Source organism: Helicobacter pylori NCTC 11637 = CCUG 17874 = ATCC 43504 = JCM 12093, assembly GCF_900478295.1.
Lineage (GTDB): Bacteria > Campylobacterota > Campylobacteria > Campylobacterales > Helicobacteraceae > Helicobacter > Helicobacter pylori.
In genome coordinates this window covers 879,524-899,715 of record NZ_LS483488.1, presented here as the reverse complement: position 1 = coordinate 899,715, position 20,192 = coordinate 879,524, and the positions used below count along the sequence as shown (strand labels likewise).

The following is a 20,192-nucleotide window of genomic DNA, read 5'->3' as shown; positions in this document are numbered from 1 at the left end:
ACTAACCACAATATCAAATTCCAAACAAGATTAAAATCCCCCTTTTAAATAAAAATTCTTTTTATCCCTTTGATTTGACAAAGCGAGCGATGCGTTCAATCCCCTTTTCAATCTGCTCTTCTGAGCATGCAAAAGACAAACGGACATAGCCTTCCAATCCAAAAGCCTTTCCAGGTACTAACGCCACGCCTTCTTTTTCTAACAACTCATGGCAAAATCGCATCGAATCCCCCCCACAAAGGCTACCAATGTTGATAAAAAGATAAAACGCCCCATCAGGTTTTAAAGCATTCAACCCTCCAATCGCATTGATTTCTGCGTGGGCTAAATCACAGCGTTTTTCAAAAGCCTGACGCATCGTTTCAATTTCCTTATCCACCAACCCCTCAAGTGCCACAATAGAAGCCATTTGCGTGATAGAATTGATATTGGAAGTGCATTGGCTTTGCAAGTTGTTCATCAATTTGACTAACTTTTTATCCTTGCTCGCCGCATAGCCCATACGCCAGCCTGTCATCGCCACTGACTTGCTCAAGCCATTAATGGTAATGGTGCGTTTTTTCATCTCTTCACTCACCGCCGCGCAAGAAACAAACTCCCCTTTATAGACAAGCTTTTCATAAATTTCATCGCTAAGCACCCAAACTTTTGTCTCTTTCAAAACTTCGCCCAAAGCCTCTAATTCCGCCTTACTATAAAGCATGCCGGTAGGGTTTGATGGAGTGGTGAGAATGAGCATTTTTGTTTTGGGGCTTAAGGCGTCTTTAAGCTGCTTGGGGGTGATTTTAAAATGGCTTTTTTCATCGGTTTGAATGAATTGACTCACCCCTCCGCTGTATTTCACAAGCTCAGGGTAAGTTACCCAAAAAGGCACAGGGATAATCACCTCATCGCCCTCTTCTATTAAGGCTTGAATCGCATTGAACAAGCTTTGCTTAGCACCATTACTCACTAAAATTTCACTCAGCTCATAATCCAAGTTGTTTTCTTTTTTCAATTTAAAAGCGATTGCTTTGAGTAATTCAGGAATCCCAGCCACTGGAGTGTATTTTGTAAAGCCGTCATTTAGGGCTTTTATAGCCGCATCTTTAATCGCTTGTGGGGTGTCAAAATCAGGCTCACCCGCTGAAAAACTTAAAATATCTTTTCCTTGCGATTTCAATTCTTTAGCGAGCGTGCTGATAGCGATCGTTGTGGATTCTGAAAGGGATTGGATTTTAGAGGAATATAACATGCTTAATCCTTGTTAAATTTTTGAACTATCATAACATGATCAAAAAGATTTTAATTCTAATTTTCAAAAAACTTTCAAAAATGTTTCAAAAGAAAGCGGTGGTCTATGCGAGAAAACTCTAATTGAAAATCCAATTAGAGAAAAACAAGCGTTTTAAATCAGAAATTGTAACGATACCCTACATAAAGGCTGTATTGACGGCGGTAAGTGAAGCTCAAATTCCCATGGTTAAAATAATAAACATTGATAGTAGGAATCTTCACGCCAAAGTCGAATTCTTGATGCCGGCCAATATGGGTGCGGATCCCTAAATTAAAAAGGAACTGGAAAATCGCCGGATCAAGGCTATAGGAAGTGTGCTTATAAGGGCTTTTAGTTTCCAAAAAGGCCCCTGTCGTATTACCCCAAGAGTTACCCGCGATTTGAGCCCCAAAAAAGAAACCAAAACTCGCATCTTCTTTATTGATGACATTGTATAAAGTGTCAATACCCACACCATAAGTGAACATGTCAGACAGATTGCCCATTGTCCCTACTTTGGTCGCGCATGGTTGGTGAAGCTCGCACACCCCACCATTATCTGATGTCAAAGCGTTCGCTCCAAACACGGCATGCCCATAATCCATAAAGCCATAATAACGCGCACCAAACCATCTCTTTTCCCCGAAAAACTGCTTATAACCCACAGTAAGCCCTAAGCCTTGCATAACGGCCAGATAGTCGGTTTTACCCACAGGGAACTTAGGGTAGTTAAATTCACTGCTTTTGGGAGGGTTTTTAACGCTTTGCGAAGCCTGACCGACCTGATAGCTAATCCCCAAATACCAAGCGTTTTTCTCGCCTTTCACTGCTTTATACTCTTTTGGCTTTTCCAATTGCTTTTGCACTTCTGTGCTGCCTTCTGCTGCCACAAGACTATTACCTAACACTACCGATAAACAGAGCGTTTTAAACACTACAAACTTTTTCATACAACATTTTTCCTTCTAAAAGTCTACATTTCGTATAATAATAACATAATAATCTATAAAAAACCTAAATTCTTAAGAAAAACACCCCTAAAACTTAAAATTTTAAATTTTCTAGGGGGTTTTAGCGGTTTGGCTCTGCGATTTTTCTGTTTTTGGGGGGATTTTGGGATAAATCCGTTTAGGATAGTTGGAAAATGCGTTTTTTAATTTGAGAAAATCAATTAAAGTGGGTGGTTGTATGAATACAAAAGAAAATCTTTTGAAAGATTGATGTTTAATAATTTAAGTGTTTCTTTGAGTGGCAAGCTAAAAGTGTAATCATTGATCCAAAAATATTCCCCCAAATCTTGCTGATTTTCATTGCGGTATTGGGATGCGCTTTTATACCATTTTTCTATTAATTCCAAACATTCATCTCTATGGTTTTCCATAACTGCCCTTAATGAAAAATTAGAGTTATAATTAAGAATTCTAAAACCAAAAATATAAGGGAAAGCTTTGAGATTGTCTTTATTTTCAAGAAAAAACTCAATTGATGCCTCTTCAAAGTCTTTGCTTGTTTGACACTTTTTTAAAAAATCATTGTGGTATTTTGTATCTTGAATGATTTTATTTATCATGTTTTTAAGGCAATTTTGGAGTTCTTTTGGATTATAAGAAGCGTTTGTTTTTATACTCTCTATACCATTTTTTATTATTGGTGCTTGTTGCTCCATCACTTCTTTAAAGATTGTAGAGTTTGGAGAAAAGAGATTTGTTATTGGTCTTGGATCTTTAGGTGGAATAAAATATTTGTCATATAAATCAAAATAATATGCATATAATATTAGATATAGTAAATATTGGTATATTTTTTTAAAGTCATCATTTGGATATTCTTTTAGTTGCAATTCATCATATATATTATTTAATTTTTGAAATGTTCTAAGATTGGTTGTGTTATCATCAATATTGAAAATATCTTTCATATACGGATAAGCTTCAAAATCAGTCTTAATTGGATGATCGCCCATTACTTCAATTTGTTTTCTTTTGCATAAGGAGAAAAGTTAAAAATTCTGTCAAAAACTTTTTCACAATAAGCATCAAATATTTTTCTTTTTTGTTCATTCTGTGTCTCATCAGTAAAGAGCTTAAGATCATTGTAAATCGCAATAAACACAACACCCCTTATGTTCCTTGAGTTCAGAAATCAACCCCAAAATATCTTGCACTGGGATCTTATCAGATAGTCTTTCAAACTCATCAATGCACACAATGGTATTTTCCATATGCTCTTTTTTAAGCGTTTTAAATAAAAAATCAATATTAACATTTATTTTTACCCCAAAATGCACACTAAGAAATGAAAGTATCCCATTAATGATGTTTCTTATTGAATCAGTTTTTTGTTTTTCAGCGCTTAAAAATTGAGCGACTAGATCTTCAATGATCGCTTGCTCATCTTTTTTTCCAAAAACAGAGGTGTAAATGGGATTTTTTTTAAGTTCTTCTCTAATGAGTGGAGCTAATTCATTTTTCCATAAATAGGTTTTTCCTATCCCCCACTCCCCATTAATGGCAATAGCGACAGGCTTATTTTGATCCTTGCTCTTTTTTAGAAGCTCAATAATCTTTTCTTTTAAGATCTCTCGCTCTTTAATTTCTATGATACTATTTTCGCTCACTCAAACCTCTTCATGCTGATCTTTTCTATCAAATCCACGCTTTTTTCAGAGAGTTTGATGACCCTACAAAGGAGTTCAAAAACGTATTTGCCGCCGGCGTAATCGTTCGGGTTGTTTTCAATCAGGCTGTCTTTATCCATAGTCTTTTGGTAGCGTTCGATCACCCAATCAATCGCGCTTTTACCATTCACCACATACTCAAAGGCTTTTTTAGGGATTTTAATGATAGCGATATTTTGGTTATAGATGATGCGATCCCCTTTTTTGGTCATTTTTTCCACATCATAATAACCCTCTATTTCGGCGTTCATCAGTGTGGTATATTAACGCTACCATGCATTTCCCCGCTCTCATAGTTCAAATGCAACTCTCCTAATTCTTTGCCTAGAGCAGAGAGTTCTTTAAAATCTTGGCTCAAAGCGATGCGCGGCGCTTCTTTGGCGAGGGAATTTTTGTATTTTTCCAAATAGCCCTTATGGTGGAAAATCGCATAAATGTAATAAAAAATCTCTTCTTCAGCAATAGAATTATCTCCATAATGCCTCCTGAACAAATTGAGCGCATAGCCGCTGATGGCGTAATGGCGATTCCCCAAATCATCGTAATAATACAAGGGGTAAGCTTGGGTGTCGCCTGTGAAATGGCTATCGGTGATAGCGTCCCCTATCAAGGCACTAAAATTTCTTATTGTGGTATTGATCACCACATTCTGAGCGTCTTTATCTGGGAAAATTTTTGAAAATTGGTATTGTTCTTCATTTAAATTTTTATCAAAATAAAGCCATTGTTTGTTAAAAGGGCGATAAAGGGCTAACCTTGCACGCTCCATGCCACTTTCTGGCAGGTTTTTATTTTTAATAAATCCTTGTTTCAAACTACGAGTCCAAGCGATTTTCGTTTTATCGGTGGTGATTTCTCTATCGTTTAGGTGTTTGTAACGATCGGCTGGTTTGATACCTTTATCTTTAGCGCGTTGTTTGAAAGCTTCCTTGAAACGCGCATTGAAGCGCTTCAAATCAGCGTTATAAGTGTCAATGCATTTTTGCACCGATTGGGTTAAAATGTTTGGAGAAAAATTATACACCCAAGGATCACGCCCGCTCACCACTCCGCCAGAATTGAGATCAAAAATAGTATCAAATATTTTGAGCTTTGGGTCTCTTTTTAAAGGGATGAGTTTTTCAAAAGCGTCATTCCTTTGGTTGATCCAATCGCCTTTATGATTCGGGGTGATTTCCTTAAAAGGCACCAAATCCAAATTTTCAAAACCCGCGAGCAAGTTGAGTTTGGCTTCTCTTTTCAAGTAATCTTCCACTTCATAGTAAAAAATCGTATTATTGGGAACACTCTTGTCTTTCACAAAAAAGACGATCGCTATCGTCGCCCTCGATCCGCTATCAAAGATTCCATCTCCTTGTTTTTTTCGCTCCTCCCCTGAAGTGCGCTGATTCCCCCTCAAATTCAGCACATAAAGATGTGAAAATTCTTTGGCCACGCATTTTCTAAACCCGTCTGCGCTTTTAGAGTCAATAAAACCCCCGTTCACCACAAAGCCTATCACCCCCTTATCCTTAATAACATCGCTCGCCATGCGGATGCTTTGAATGAGCGTGTCTCGTGTGGTTTTCCCCACATTTTTAGATGTGGAATTTTTGCCGTATTTTTCATAAACTAATTTTTCAAGCTTAGGGTGTGAAAGGTTTTGGTTGTTATCGTTCTCACTCTTTGCACCGGCTGAATAAGGCGGGTTGCCGATGATGACTCGGATATTTTGGTTGGCTAGAGTGTCTTTGATGCCTTTGTTTTCTTTCAAATCCTCATATAAAGGGAGCGCCCCCTTATTGGTTTTTTCTTCTAAATAATCCAAGCTGTCCGTGAGCGCGATGTTTTTGAAATTTTTTAACGAGCTGTCCCTATTTTGTGCGGCTTGGGTGATATTGATTAAAGCGATGTAATAAGATAAAAGCACGATGTCAAAAGCGAATAAATTTTTTTGAAACTTCTCTTTTAAGGCTTCATCGCTAATGAGCGCGTTTTCTTTAGAAAGCAAACGAGCGATAAAACTCCCGGTGCCCGTGAAAGGGTCAAAAATCGTGATGTTTGAATCGTTAAAATCCGTGTTGAAATGCTTTTTCAAAATGCCGTTAGTGGCTCTTAAAATGAAATCCACCACCTCTATGGGCGTATAAACGATCCCTAGTTTTTCGCTTTGCTTTTTAAAGGCTTCTTTAAAGAAAGTGTTGTAGAGGTTTTTAATGAGTTCTTGCTGGCTTTTTTGGCTTTTGGCGTGCAAGGCTTCTGTTTTCACGCTTTCATAGAGGTTTTTCAGATCTTTAGTTTCCCCTTCTAAGCCCAGAGTGGAGAGTTTTTGAACCATTTTATCCAAGGCTTTTGCGATAGGGTTTTTAATATTATCCCCAAAAAGTGCATCAAAAATGGGCTTAGTGATGACGTGAGAAGTGATCATGTCTAAGGCTTCATCTTCTTTGATGTTTGCATGGATATTTTCCCTTAAGGAATCCAAAAAGCCGTGGAAAAATTCAGGGTTTTTGTCAAAAATAATTTTCAAGCGGTTGTTCAAGGTTCTTGCGATGTTGCCCGTTTTTTTGGTGAAATTTTCCCAATAATTCCTGTCCCCTAATTTAGTGGGCATGACATTATACATAGCGTCCGCTAGATCTTGCAATAAGATAGCGTCAAAAAGGGTTTTTTCATCGTTGTGATTGTTGCTATCATCGCTCCCAAAGATTTTGATTTTTTCTTTGAAAGTGGCTTCATCAACCAGGCTTGGGTCATGGCTTCTTAAGGCTTTTATCACTTTCCAAATGTTTTTGAAATTGGTGTTATTGACGGCTTCATCCAAGTTCTCAATTTCACTCTCTTCTAAAGCGATAGGCAAAATGATATAGCCTCTTTTCTTGCGCTTGGCTTTGCGCATCACCCTACCCACCGCTTGGATAATATCCACCATAGCGCTTTTGCCATCAAAAAAGACAATGCTATCTAACGCTGGGACATCCACCCCTTCGCTCAAACACCTGGCGTTGCTTAAAACCTTGCAAGTGTTGGGCTCAAATTCATTGAGTTTTTCTAATTTTTCAAGCCTATCCTTACAATTCATGGTGCCATCAATGTGATCGATGCTGATTTTTAGGTTTTTAAAACTCTTTTTCTTCAACTCTTCATCATAGCATTCCATGATCGTTTCAAAGGAGTCTTTGATATTCTTGCTCGTTTGTATGCTTTTACAAAAGTTTATGGCTCTTTGAGAAGGAGCGGTGTCGTATTGGTTTTGCAAGTTGTGATCTTCTTTGTTTTCATCATCTAAAACGATTAGATCCTGCTTGGCTAACCCTTTATGCGTGCCGATGATCTTACAAACAAATTCGTTATTGATGAGCTTTTTATCTAATTTAGTGCCTTCGGCTTTGAGCTGACTGATTCTCTTATTCACGCTGTTAGTAACGCCGCTTAAATTTTCTTTTCGCACCGCTAAAATGATGACTTTGTAATCGGTGAGGAGATCCAAAGCGATCGCTTGTGAAAAATTGAGCGTATAGATTTCTTCGCCAAAAATCTCTGCATCGTCCATAGAATAGATAATATTATCGCTCTCTTTGGCTTTAGCTTTAGAACTTTCGCTATACACTTTAGGCGTGGCGGTCATATAAAGGCGTTTTTTAGCCTTGATATTTCCATCGCTATGGCACAGCGTGAAAGCGTTTTTATCGTCCCTTTCATTACTAGAATACATAGCCCCTACCGTTCTGTGGGCTTCATCGCAAATGATGAGATCGATTTCACCCAAACCCGCTTCTTGCGCTTCTTTAATACGCAACGCGCTTTGATAGGTTGAAAAAATAATGAAGCGCTTGTTCTCTTTTTGCGCTTTTTCATAAGCGCTTAAAATGTCTTCCAAGCGAGTGGAGGGCTTTAAAGGGAGCTCAGAAAATTTAATATCGTCATTGTCTTCGTTCTTACTTTGCCCGGTTTTATCATCGCTGCACACGATAGAAGCGTAAAAAGGCTCGCTTTTTTCTTGCACGTATTCTCTAAAAGTTTGAGAAAGCAAAGCGATGCTTGGCGCTAAAAAAAGCATGATCTTAGGGTCTAAAGCTTCCATGATTTTTAAAGAAGTGTAGGTTTTGCCTGTCCCGCATGCCATAATGAGCTTGCCTCTGGTGTTTTTAGGGTCAGAAAAATACTCTTTGGTGGCTTTTATCGCTTCTGTTTGATGCGAGCGTGGCCTTTTCTTATCGCATAAGGGGAGTTCGTCTTCGGTTTTTGTGGGATCAAACTTTTCCCAATCAATACGAGAATAAATGAAATCCTCTTCAGTGATTTCATCAATGTCAATCCCCATTCCTGTGCTTCTGATTTGCTCAATTGCTTTAAGGGCTTCAGAGGTTAAATGAGAAGTGGAGATGATGATCCCTTTTTTAAACTTGACCTCCCCCACCCCGCTTTGCAATTGAGTTAAAAAAGGCGAAATGTCGTTATACGAGATGCTGTTTTGATGGAATTTGCATTGCACGGCGATGTATTCTTTTGAGGTCGTTTGAATGACTATATCAATCCCCTTATCGCGCTCCTTCCCCCTTAATTTCCAATCATACCAAAGATCAATAGACTCGTATTCGTTAGCGCTGTCATGCTCTTGTAAAAATTGCTTAGAAATTTTTTCAAACAAGCTCCCTTTATGGCGAAGGTTGGGTATGGCGTGCAGTTTTTCTTTGATGAGTTTATAGGCACTGATTTCTTGCATTTTTCATTCCTTGATAGTGGCGTTAAAGCTCTGTATTATATAAAAAGATGTTGGAAAGTGGGGTTAAAAAGGCTTTTTATTCAGCGCTTTTTAAGGCTTTAGCGATGAGTTCTAAAGGGTGTGAAAATGGCGGGGTGTTGGGGTCATCTAAAGACTTTAGAGCGTTGTTAAGCTGCATGTGGCATGCCCCACATTCTGCACTTAAAATTGCAGCTTTGGTATCTATGATTTCTTTAGCCCTAAGAAGCCCTACTTTTAAAGAAAATCCCGCCTTTTGTGTTTGCATCGTAATCCCCCCAAAACCGCAGCAATTGTCCGGCATTTCTTTAATTTCATAATGCAAATTGAGCAAGTTGCGCACTTCTTTATGAGCGTTTAGGGTTTTTTTGGCATGGCAAGGGTTATGATAAGTGATAACCTCTTTTTTTCCCTTAGGGATTTTTTCTAAAAGATGTTTTAAAGGGGTGTGTTTCTCTAAAAACACGCTCGCCAGATAGATTTTAGGCGTGATTTTTTCCAAGCGCTTCACATACAAATCCTTATCTTTTTCGCCTAAAAACACCTTGTAATAATCGTTGATGAGCATGCTAGCGCATGTGGCTTCAGGCACGATGATCGCATCCACTTCATCTAAATAGCTTTCAAACCATTCTATGTTTTTTTTCACTAAAAAAAGCGTGGTGTCTTTATCGCCGGTAAAATACGCAGGCGCTGAGCAGCATTCTTGCTTAGGAATGATCGCTTGAATGTTGAGTTTTTCTAAAATATACAACAAGCTTTCCCCCACTTGCTGGTAATGGTAATTGCTCAAGCACCCTATAAAAATGGCCACTTTTTGAATGGGGTTTTCTAAAGGCTTAACCTCTGCATGCTTTTGTAAAAAACTTTTTTGATTTAAGGGAGGCAGAGCGCTTTTTTTAAAGCGTTTGAACAAGCCTTTAAACACCGCCCTAGGCTCTAAACTATCCCCTACTTGCTTGAAAATGCAAGGGGCTAAAAAATGCGCAGTTGAAAACACCCTATCCATTTTTTTGCGGTTTTTTAAAAGGGAAAAATAGGATTTTTTATACCAAGCGATGCCATGCTTTTGAGCGATTTTTTCTCTGGCTTTTTCTATTAAAGTGTCTATGGGCAAATGAAAAGGGCAAATTTCCACACAAGCGGTGCATAAAAAGCAAGTTTCTAAAAGGTGTTTTAAATTTGCGTCTAATCGGAGCTTGTTTTGAGCGTTTAAGCGCATCAAATCTAAAAAGCCTCTAGGCGAAGTCGCCTCGTCTTTATGAATGCGGTATATGGTGCAACCTGGCACGCATTTAGCGCATTTAACACAAGCGTCCCCTACTTCTTCAAAGATATTTTCATTAATATTTTCATTCATAGCGTTTTACTGAAATGTTTTTCGCCCCCACGCAAATACGCGTCAAACTCCATGGCCATGTTTCTTACGAGCATGCCCCCTGTTTTGGTCATCTCAAAGCCTTTAGGGTTGAAAGAAAGCAGGCCCACTTCTTCATAAGGCTTTAATTTTTCTAATTCTTTTTTAAAATGCGCTTTAAAATCAACAGAAAATTTTTCTTCAATCTTAGAGTAATCCAATTTTAAATTGCTCATCATTTGCATGATCACTTCTTTTCTCAACGTATCTTCTTTGGTGAGCGCTACACCCCTTTCTACCGGTAAATGCCCCAAATCAAGGGCTTTTTCATAGTGGTGCAAGTCTTTATAATTTTGCGTGTAATAATCGCTCCCTTCGCCAATGCTTGTAACGCCAATGCCAATGGTTTGAGTGAATTTTTTCGTGGTATAGCCTTGAAAATTACGGCGCAATTCTGCTTTTTGAAGGGCTAAATACAATTCGTTATCGCTTTTAGCGAAATGATCCATGCCTATCATTTGGTAATGGGCTTTTTCTAAAAAACTAATAAGGGATTCTAAAATCTCTAGCTTGTCTCTAGGGCTTGGCAACAAGGTTTCATCAATTTTACGCATCGTTTTTTTCACCCAAGGCACATGCGCGTAATTAAACACCGCTAATCGGTCCGGATCCAGTTTCAAAACCCATTCCAAAGTTTTTAAAAAACCCTCTTTAGTCTGGTTGGGTAATCCATAAATCAAATCAAAATTAATGGATTTGATGCCGTAATCTCTGGCGAGCTTCACGGATTCTTGAACCATTTCAAAAGGTTGGATCCTATGAATGGCTTTTTGAACCTCCAAATCAAAATCCTGAACCCCAAAACTCAAGCGGTTAAACCCCCTATCAAACAAGGTTTGCATGTGTTCTTTAGTGAAATGCCTAGGGTCAATCTCACAACTCATTTCAACATCTTGACTGAAATTAGGGAAAACTTCTTGAATGCTTTGGGTGATTTCATCTAATTGAATGGGCGAAAAAAAGGTCGGCGTGCCGCCTCCATAGTGGAATTGCGCCACTTCTCGGTTGGTATCCATCGCGTTTTTTAAAAGAGCGAGTTCTTTTTTAAGGTAGCTGATATATCGGGTTTTTTTCTCTTCTAAGCTCGTGTAAATGACTGAACAAGCGCAAAAATAACATGCGCTCCTGCAAAAGGGCAAATGCGTATAAAGCGATAAAGGCATGGGGTTTTTGAGAGTGTCATGGTTGAAAAACGCCGTTTTCAAGCTCTCTTCATTAAAATTTTCTTTAAATTCCACCGCTGTTGGGTAGCTAGTGTATCGCGGGCCGGGCTTGGAATATTGTGAAAATTTTTCAAAATCAATGGTTTGCATTAAAAATTTTCCTCATCGCTATTGTCAAAATTTTCAAAATTATTCTCATTAAAAGGGGGTTGTTTGAACATGTTGTCAAAATTAAAGAATAAATTAGGGTGTTCTTTTTTGATTTGTTTGACAAAATTTAAGGTGTTGATATTAGGCAAATTCCCATCTTTTTGGCGTAAATTTTCTAACAATTGCAAGGAAACTTCGCGCACGTCTTCAAAATCAATCGGCGCTTGGGTGATAATATCCCTTTCTAATTCCGCCCTAAGCCTGGCTTCAAAAGCCTTTCTGGCGTTTTCTGCTAAAAGAGAGATCACGTTATCTGGCACTAAAACATAATTTTTATCTTCTTCATCAGAAATAAAATAAGCTTCATTTTTTTTAAACGCCCCTTTTTCTGACTCTAAAAGCATTTCATTAGCGCTGATTTTTTTGAGAAAGGCTCTGTTTTTTTGGGTGGTTAGGCTATTGATAAGTTTTTGTGATTTGGTTTTAGAAACTCGTTTTTTAGGTAATTTTTCCATTTATATCCTTTTTAAGCTGATTGTATCCAATTTCGTTTAATTCTCATTATAAATCGTTTTTAAATACTCTATTTTTGAAGTCAGATTGAGTAATACCATATCAGCTAACACCAATGAAAGCAAACTCTCGCACACCACACTCCCCCTAATCGCAATGCAAGGATCATGCCTGCCTTTTAACAAACATTCGCATTCATTGCCCTTAATGTCTATGGTTTGTTGAGGTTGGAAAATGCTTGGCGTGGGTTTGAAATGCACTCTAACAATGATTTCTTCCCCATTGCTCATGCCCCCTAAAACCCCTCCGCTACGATTGCTCAAAAACCCCTTTTGATCCATTAAGTCATTATACTCTGAGCCTTTTAATAAAGAGCTTTCTACCCCCTCGCCTATTTCAACCGCTTTCACCCCGTTAAGCCCCATCATCGCTTCAGCGATTTTAGCGTCTAATTTAGCGTATAGCCCTTGACCTAAACCAATGGGGAGCTTTTGATTAGTTTTTGCACTCCTTGCTCTAATCAAAACCACACCCCCTATGCTATCGTGGTTTTTGATAGCGTTTTGAATGGCTGTTTTTTGCGCTTCTTCTTGCTCTTTGTCTAGGGCAAAAATCTCGCTTTTTAAGGCGTGATTAAAATCGTAATTTTTGGCTTTAATGCCCCCAATTTCTATAATCCCGCTTTCACAAACAATACCGATTTCTCTTAAAAGCATTTTAGCAAACGCCCCAGCAGCCACTCTTATAGCGCTCTCTCTAGCTGAACTCCTCCCCCCACCCCTAAAATCTCTGATGCCGTATTTATGAAAATAAGTGAAATCCGCATGGCTAGGCCTGAAAAGGTTTTTAATGTTATCATAATCCTTGATCCTAGCCCTTTGGTTGTGTATTAAAAACCCTATGGGCGTCCCTGTGCTAAAATCTTCAAAAACCCCGCTTGTTATTTCCACTTTATCGTCTTCTTTCCGTGGCGTAGTGAAAACATTCCTCCCCCCTTGGCGGCGCTTCATTTCATTTTCTAATAGCGCATAGTCTATTTTAATCCCGCTAGGCATGCCGTCTAATACCCCCCCTATCACATCCCCATGCGATTCCCCAAAAGTCGTGAGCCTTAAAAAACGCCCCAAAGTGTTCATTTGGCTTCCTTCAGTTTTTGAAGCGCTTGATAAGCGCATTGCTGTTCGGCTTCTTTTTTGCTTTTGCCTTTAGCGGTCGCATACATTTTATCTTGAATGTATAGAGCCATTTCAAATTCTTTATGATGGTCTGGCCCTTTTTCTTTGAGCAATTGGTAAGTGGGGATCACGCAAAATTGCGCTTGGGTTAATTCCTGTAAGGCGGTTTTATAGTCCATAAACAAATGTTCCAAATCCAAACGCTTGTAAGCGCGATTGAGTAAATTTTGCATGATTTTGCGCACCTTAGCTAACCCCGCTTCTAAATACACCCCGGCCATTAAAGCCTCAAAAGCGCTTGACAGAATAGAGGGTTTTTCTCTCCCCTTAGAAATTTCTTCAGAAGAAGAAACGCGCAAATAATCTTGCAAAGCGATCGCTTTCGCTAATTTAGTAAAACCATGCGCACTCACAATAGAAGCCCTTAATTTAGAGAGTTTTCCCTCATCGTATTGATAGAATTTATGGTATAGCAACTCCCCTATCACCAAACCCAACACCGCATCGCCCAAAAATTCCAAGCGCTCATTGTTTAAAGCGAGCTTGCATGATTTATGCGTTAAGGCTTGTTCCAATAAACGCTTGTCTTTAAAAGAATACCCCAAAGCTTTTTCTAGCGCTGTGTAAGAGCTATTAGGCGTTATGTAAGGGCTATTTTGAGAGCGTTTGTTTTTCATCATTTTTCCCTTTAAGTGGTCGTTTTAGTGCGTTTTTGAGCCTCTAATTTAGCGAGGCTGTCGCATCGTTCATTCTCGGCATGCCCATTATGCCCCTTAATCCACACCGCCATGATCAAATGCCCTTTAGAGACTTCTAAAAATTCTTTCCACAAATCCACATTTTTGACTTTAGAAAAATTCTTTTTTTGCCAGTTAAATAGCCACACATTGATCGCTTGGCACACGTATTGCGAATCGCTATAAAGCGTGATACGGCATGGGCGTTTCAAAATTTTTAACGCTTCATTGAGCGCTCTTAATTCCATGCGGTTATTCGTGGTGAATTCTTCGCCCCCACTGACGATTTTTTCTTTATCCTTATAGCGTAAAATCGCCGCATAACCGCCTGGCCCAGGATTGCCTAAAGAAGAGCCATCGCAAAAAATTTCAATTTCTTGCATTCAATCCACTCCCATAGCTTTCTTTAGAAATTTTAAGCACCACATCCATAAACGCTAACTGGTAACACATAGGGCACCTATGGCTTTCAAAAGGAAAGATTTGTTTGCAATGCTTGCAGCGGTATTCAAAAGTCAGACTCGCTTTTATAGGGCTATTCAATAGAGCGCGTAAAACCTCTAATTCAAAAACTTGGCAAGGTTTGTTGTCCAAAAGCAGCCCTTGGGATCGCGCGATGTCTTGCAAAACGGCATGTTTTTCTAAAATAAAAGCAGGGATATTCATATCCCATAAAAGATCGATCACATTTTCTAAACGCTCGGTTGTGTTAATTTCTTGCCAAAAAAGATTTTCATCATAAGATTTTAAATAATTCAGAGCGATTTTTTTCAAATCTAATGACGCTTTTGAAACATGCAGGATTTTAGCCACCTCTTCTTTATTTTCTATTAAATGCATGAGATAAAGGTAATTTTTAATCGTTTCAATTTCAACCACTTCTAATTCTTCCAAACATTCCAAAGTCTCTAAAGCCTTTGAATAATCTTTTTCTAATTCATACGCATGCAAAAGTTTCAACAACGCTCCCACATTCCTTGGGGAAAAGCGCAAAATTTCTTTCACGGTGTCTTTTGTTTTTTGCAAATACCCCACACTAAAATAATTTTTGGCTAATAAATCTAAAACAGCGATTTTTTCTTCATCTTTTAAGGAGCGATTCAAAAGCCCTTTTAAGATTTCAATACTCATTTGTACATCCGCTTTAGAATACGCTCTGGCTAAAAACATCAAACTAGAAATTTTAGCATGCTTTAAAAGCTCGTCTAAATTCTCACTGCCCGCATAAGCGTTTTGATTTTGGGCGAATTTTTGCAAAAATTTTTTGTTTTTCTTTCGGGTGAAATACGCCCTAGCCTGTTCTAATAAAATCACAAGAGCGATAATGAAAGTGAATAAGGCGATAGAAAATAAAGAATCTTTATAGAGGAAATTGAAGTGTTGCACAATCTAAAAATCACTCTCTAATCATCACAATCCTAGACTTAACGCGCAATTTTTCAAAATGCTCTTCTAAAATCTTATCTTTAGATTCTTCCACTAATTTCTGGGCGATAAATTGCTTGGCTTGACTGAAGCTCACTTCGTTTTTACCCTTTTTTTCTTTGATATAAAAAGTGATGAACTGCCCCCCACCCCCATTCATAACGGGCGTGAAAGAGCCTTGCTCATGCGAAATAAAGACTTGAGCGATTTGAGGGTTTAGGGTTTTCATCTCTATTTTTTCATTAGCTTTACTCACCCCTGGAATTTCCAAATTAGGATCTGCCATAGCCCTTTCTAAATCTTCTTGACTCGTTGAAGTGTAGCGCACGGTTTCTATTTCTGTGGGGATACTGAATTGCTCCTTGTGTTTGTTGTAATATTCGCGCATTTTGGTTTCAGAGCTAGTATCCACATTCGTGAGTAAGATATTACGCAACAATTCTTGCATTTCTAAATGCTCCTTAAGCTGATCCCTATAGAGTTTATAATGCCCCTCAGCCATAAGCATTTGTTTGAAATGGTCTAAATCCATGCCTTGTTGTTGTGCCATCATCGCCATTTCTTGGTCTAATTTGTCATCATCTACATGGATTTTTAAGCGCTCAATTTCTTGGTTTTTAATGCGTTCAGCGATCAAACGATCCCTGACTTGAGCTTTGCTCACTTTAGATTTTTCTTGCTCTTCTTGGATTTGATACAGCGTGATAGGCGAACCATTAACAAGCAAAGAAATGCCCCCTACGACCTTATCTTCAAGGGTGCTATTAGCAGCGTCATTAGGATTACCGAAAATGGAATTGAATTGAGAGCTAGGGCTTGATCCTTTATTTTTTTCAAGAATTTGAGGGGTTGTCTCTTTTTCTTCAGGTTTTGGTGCATTATTTTGCATGCTTTGATTTTGCATGCCTTTAGCACTCTCTTTGATTTTAGGAGGCGTTATTTTTTGAGCGGGATTTTTGGAATCCCCATGATGGACTTCTGCTCTGGGCTTTCTTTTGGCTTTTATTTCTTTCTTTTCTTCTTTATTCTTCAATTCTTGGCGGATTTTTTTATCCAAAGAAGACTCTTGCTTCCTCCCTTCTAAGGCTTCCACTTTAGATTCCGGCTCTGCATAAACAATCCCAATAAACAACAAAGCCTTCAAAACATAAGAAAAAATTTTCCTCATCAACCCAATTTCTCTTTCAAAATAGCATTCACCACGCTAGGATTAGCGCCTTTTAAATTTTTCATCGCTTGGCCTACAAAAAACCCAAAAAGCTTGTCCTTACCGCTTTTATATTCAAGCACCTTATCAGCGTTGTTTTTAAGCACCTCTTCTATCACTTTAACAATCGCTTCTGTGTCATTGACTTGAGATAAGCCCATTTGTTCAATGAGCGCATCCACATCGCCCCCTTTCTCTTCTAAAAGCTTGTCTAACACATCTTTAGCGCTCTTGCCCGAAATCTTGCCCTCATCAATGCGTTTGGCTAAAGCACCTAGCGTATGAGCGCTAACTCCGCAATTTTCTAAAGTGGTTTCGGCTTTCAAGCGCCCTAATAATTCCACGCAAAGCCATGTTACGCTCGTTTTAGCCTTAACCCCAAGATGGAGCATGCTTTCAAAATACTCCGCCAATAACGGATCGCTCACCAATAAATTCGCATCGTCTTCTTTAAGGTTAAAATCTTTCATGTAGCGGATTTTTTTCGCGCTAGGCAATTCATTGATCTTTTGAGCTTCTTTTAAAAGTTTTTCATCAATAAAAACAGGATACAAATCCGGATCCTTAAAATAGCGGTAATCCGCTGATTCTTCTTTATTACGCATAGAAAGAGTGATCCCTTTATGGGTGTCAAAAAGGCGCGTTTCTTGAATGACTTCTTCATGATAACGCCCGCTTTCCCACGCCGCACTTTGGCGCTCTATCTCGTATTCAATCGCTTTAGCGATGAATCTAAAGCTATTTAAGTTTTTAATCTCCACCCTCGTGTAAAGCTTTTCATCGCCTTTGGGTCTAATGGACACGTTCGCATCGCACCTGAAATTCCCCTCTTGCATGTTTGCATCAGAAATCCCTATAAAACGCACGATAGCATGGAGTTTTTTCAAATACGCTATGGCTTCTTCACTATTTCGCATGTCCGGCTTACTGACAATTTCTAATAAAGGGGTGCAAGCGCGGTTCAAATCCACTAAAGAACAGCTACCCGCATGGATATTTTTACCGGCGTCTTCTTCCATGTGGGCCCTTTCAATACGCACGATTTTTGCGCCCTCTTTAGCGTCAATTTCTAATTTCCCATCACTCACAATGGGGACTTCAAACTGCGAAATTTGATAAGCCTTAGGCAAATCAGGGTAAAAATAATTTTTTCTCGCAAAAAGGGAATACTGGTTGATATTAGCTTCAATGGCTGTGCCTAATTGGATGGCTTTTTTAACCACTTCTTTATTCAATACCGGCAAAGCTCCCGGTAAGCCCAAACACACAGGGCAGGTGTTAGAATTAGGGGATTCTCCAAAGCTTGTAGAGCAAGAGCAAAAGATTTTAGTTTTGGTGTTGAGTTGGACATGGACTTCTAACCCGATTACAGCTTCAAATGGCATCATTTGTCCTTCTTTTTATTGCTCACAATGGCAAAAGTCAAGTCATTGATTTCGGTGTGGGCTTTAATGAAATCATTGATCTCTTTCAAACTCATTTTTTGGATTTGATTGAGTAGCGTTTGGTTGAAATTTAAAGGCAAACCTAAATAAAAATAATTGTAAGTGGTGTTTAAGCGGCTAGAGATCGTTTCATTCCTCAAAGGCTCAGAGCCTAGTAAAAACTTTTTAGCGTCGTCTAATTCCTGTTGCGTCATGCCTTTTTCTATAAATTCTTTGACTATTTTTTTAACTAATGCAACGCTTTTAGCTTGAGTGCTGAGCTTGGTTTGCAAATACCCGCTAGCAAAATGCGCCACTTTAGAAAAATTGGAGCGGATATACACGCTATAAGCTAAGCCCTCTTGAACCCTGATTTTTTCCATCAAACGAGAGCCAAACCCTCCCCCAAGCACAAACATCATGACTTTAGATTTCGCTAAATCCTGTTTTAAATCCTTGATTTTAAAGGGCGCGCCAAAATACACGAAAGCCTGTTCAGTGTCTTTATAGAGGATTTTTTCGCTCTTTTGATCGCTCGCTTCAAAATAAGGCTCTTCATACGCTTTACCTTGCGGTAAGAAATTAAGAGCGTTATTCAAACGCTTAAGGGTTTGATCGATTTTCAAATCGCCCCCAAGCACCACCACGAGTTTATTGAGCTCAAAAACCTTAGCAAATTGCTGTTTCAAATCGTCTATCTTGATTTTTTGAAGACTCTCTTTAGTGCCTAAGGCTGCGTTAGCTAAAGGGGTATTAGCAAAAAGCTCTTGTTTTAAAGTCAATTTAGCCAAATAATCAAAATCGCTTTCTTTTTGTAAAAGCGCGGCCAACATTTGGGTTTTGACTTTTTCTAAAGCGTTTTGCGTGAAGTTAGGGGATTTTAAAAGCTCTTTTAAACGCGTTATGGCTTCATCTTCGTATTCTTTTAAAAATTCTAAAGTGATTTGCAAATCTTCTGTGCTGGTATCCACATTCAAACTGATCGCTTTTTGCTCTAACGCTTGCGCAAATCCTACCGCGCCAAGCTCTTTAGTGCCTTCGTTTAAAACTTGCGCGAATAGTTTTGCTAAACCCAACTGGTTTTTATCGCTTAAGCTCCCACCCCCCCTAAAGGCTAAATGGATAAATCCCATAGGCAACAAATGGTTTTCTTCATAAATCACAGGGACTTTAGCTTGATTGATTTCTTGGTGTGTCAAAGCGCTCGCTTGTAACCCCATAAAAACTCCTAATAATAAAATGATTAAAATTTTTTTCATGCTGTTTATACCTTTGCTTTAGCCGGATAACGCTTTAAGATTTCATAGGCGGTGTTTCGCTTAGCCGCCACGCTCCCAATGTCTTCAATAAGCTCTATCATTCCCGCTTCATTCATGCAAAAACTCGTTCCGGCCGCTTTCACTACATTTTCCTCCATCATCACACTCCCTAAATCATTCGCTCCAAACAATAAGGCTAACTGCCCTATCATAGAGCCTTGAGTAACCCATGAGCTTTGTATGTTTTGAATGTTATCTAAAAAAATCCTACTGCATGCCAAATAGCGTAAATACCGATTGGAACTCGCTTTTTTAATGCTTGGGATTTCTTCTTTTAAGGGGGTGTTGTTGGGCTGAAAGCTCCATAAAATAAAAGCCCTAAAGCCGCCGGTTTCATCTTGCAAATCGCGCACTCTCTGTAAATGCTCCACCACATCTTCTTCATTATCCACGCTCCCAAACATCATGGTAGCCGTGCTTTTAATCCCGCAAAGATGCGCCATTCTATGCACTTCAATCCAGCGATCACTGCTCAATTTTTTAGGAGCGATCACATCGCGCACCCTATCGCTTAATACCTCTGCTCCCGCTCCTGGAATGGAGCTTAAACCGGCGTTTTTCAACCTTTCTAAAACTTCTTTTAAAGACAATTTAGAGATTTTAGAAATGTAATCAATTTCAACCGCGCTAAAACCATGAATGGTGATGGTGGGGAATTTTTGAGCGATATGGCTGACTAAATTTTCATAATAGTCTATTTTGAGCTGCGGGTGCACCCCCCCTTGAAAAAGGATCTGCGTGCCGCCAATAGCGAGCAATTCTTCAATCTTTTGATCAATTTCTTCATAGCTCAACACATAGGCGTCTTTTTCTTTTAAGGTGCGTTTGAACGCGCAAAACTTGCAATCCACAAAACAAATATTGGTGTAATTGATATTCCTATCCACAATAAAAGTCGTCAAGTTTTCAGGGTGCAAGCGTTGCTTCACTCTCAAAGCCTTTTGCCCTAATTCTTTCAAGGGTGCGTTTTTCATTAGATCTAAAATTTTTTCTCTGTTAATGCGCAT

General features: G+C 38.8%; 14 protein-coding genes and 2 pseudogenes. All 16 read right to left on the bottom strand.

The window, feature by feature from the left end; genetic code table 11:
* Positions 1–61: 61 nt before the first annotated feature.
* Entirely contained in the window at positions 62–1,234 is a 1,173-nt protein-coding gene (locus tag DQL14_RS04540) for a pyridoxal phosphate-dependent aminotransferase (RefSeq protein WP_108168893.1), read from the bottom strand.
* Positions 1,235–1,392: 158 nt separating this feature from the next.
* Positions 1,393–2,205: an outer membrane protein gene (locus tag DQL14_RS04535; protein ID WP_000715041.1), complete on the bottom strand. Its 813-nt coding sequence runs from the start codon at positions 2,203–2,205 to the stop codon at positions 1,393–1,395.
* 221 nt (positions 2,206–2,426) lie between these two features.
* Entirely contained in the window at positions 2,427–3,218 is a 792-nt protein-coding gene (locus DQL14_RS08660; protein ID WP_231952799.1) for a hypothetical protein, read from the bottom strand.
* Between the two features lie 126 nt (positions 3,219–3,344).
* Positions 3,345–3,872: a P-loop NTPase fold protein gene (locus DQL14_RS08655; protein ID WP_231952796.1), complete on the bottom strand. Its 528-nt coding sequence runs from the start codon at positions 3,870–3,872 to the stop codon at positions 3,345–3,347.
* A pseudogene (locus tag DQL14_RS04525) lies at positions 3,869–8,637 on the bottom strand (type ISP restriction/modification enzyme). The gene DQL14_RS08655 and the pseudogene DQL14_RS04525 overlap by 4 nt, the downstream one beginning before the upstream one ends.
* A gap of 76 nt (positions 8,638–8,713) precedes the next feature.
* A complete protein-coding gene (locus DQL14_RS04520; protein ID WP_108168892.1) occupies positions 8,714–10,015 on the bottom strand; it encodes a (Fe-S)-binding protein in 1,302 nt (433 codons plus the stop codon).
* Complete coding sequence (gene hemN, locus DQL14_RS04515) at positions 10,012–11,385, bottom strand: oxygen-independent coproporphyrinogen III oxidase (protein ID WP_108168891.1); 1,374 nt, start codon at positions 11,383–11,385, stop codon at positions 10,012–10,014. Before hemN ends, DQL14_RS04520 begins: the two co-directional genes overlap by 4 nt.
* Positions 11,385–11,900 carry a DUF2603 domain-containing protein gene (locus DQL14_RS04510; RefSeq protein ID WP_108168890.1) on the bottom strand — a complete coding sequence of 172 codons (516 nt, stop codon included), beginning with the start codon at positions 11,898–11,900 and terminating at the stop codon, positions 11,385–11,387. The genes hemN and DQL14_RS04510 overlap by 1 nt, the downstream gene beginning before the upstream one ends.
* Positions 11,901–11,936: 36 nt before the next feature.
* Entirely contained in the window at positions 11,937–13,034 is a 1,098-nt protein-coding gene (gene aroC / locus DQL14_RS04505) for a chorismate synthase (RefSeq protein WP_108168889.1), read from the bottom strand.
* Positions 13,031–13,750, bottom strand: coding sequence for a ribonuclease III (gene rnc, locus DQL14_RS04500; RefSeq protein WP_162296864.1), 720 nt, complete (start codon positions 13,748–13,750; stop codon positions 13,031–13,033). Before rnc ends, aroC begins: the two co-directional genes overlap by 4 nt.
* Positions 13,725–14,193: pseudogene (gene rnhA / locus DQL14_RS04495) on the bottom strand (ribonuclease HI). The gene rnc and the pseudogene rnhA overlap by 26 nt, the downstream one beginning before the upstream one ends.
* Positions 14,180–15,196, bottom strand: a complete 1,017-nt coding sequence (locus DQL14_RS04490) for a hypothetical protein (protein WP_108168886.1) — start codon at positions 15,194–15,196, stop codon at positions 14,180–14,182. Before DQL14_RS04490 ends, rnhA begins: the two are co-directional and overlap by 14 nt.
* A 10-nt stretch (positions 15,197–15,206) precedes the next feature.
* On the bottom strand, positions 15,207–16,403 hold the full coding sequence (locus tag DQL14_RS04485) for a SurA N-terminal domain-containing protein (RefSeq protein ID WP_108168885.1): 1,197 nt from the start codon (positions 16,401–16,403) through the stop codon (positions 15,207–15,209).
* The gene (gene gatB, locus DQL14_RS04480; RefSeq protein ID WP_162296863.1) at positions 16,403–17,827 is read right to left on the bottom strand and encodes an Asp-tRNA(Asn)/Glu-tRNA(Gln) amidotransferase subunit GatB; all 1,425 of its coding nucleotides are present in this window, start codon (positions 17,825–17,827) and stop codon (positions 16,403–16,405) included. Before gatB ends, DQL14_RS04485 begins: the two co-directional genes overlap by 1 nt.
* Positions 17,827–19,125, bottom strand: a complete 1,299-nt coding sequence (locus DQL14_RS04475) for a M16 family metallopeptidase (protein ID WP_108168883.1) — start codon at positions 19,123–19,125, stop codon at positions 17,827–17,829. The genes gatB and DQL14_RS04475 overlap by 1 nt, the downstream gene beginning before the upstream one ends.
* A 5-nt stretch (positions 19,126–19,130) precedes the next feature.
* Complete coding sequence (locus DQL14_RS04470; protein ID WP_162296862.1) at positions 19,131–20,192, bottom strand: dehypoxanthine futalosine cyclase; 1,062 nt, start codon at positions 20,190–20,192, stop codon at positions 19,131–19,133.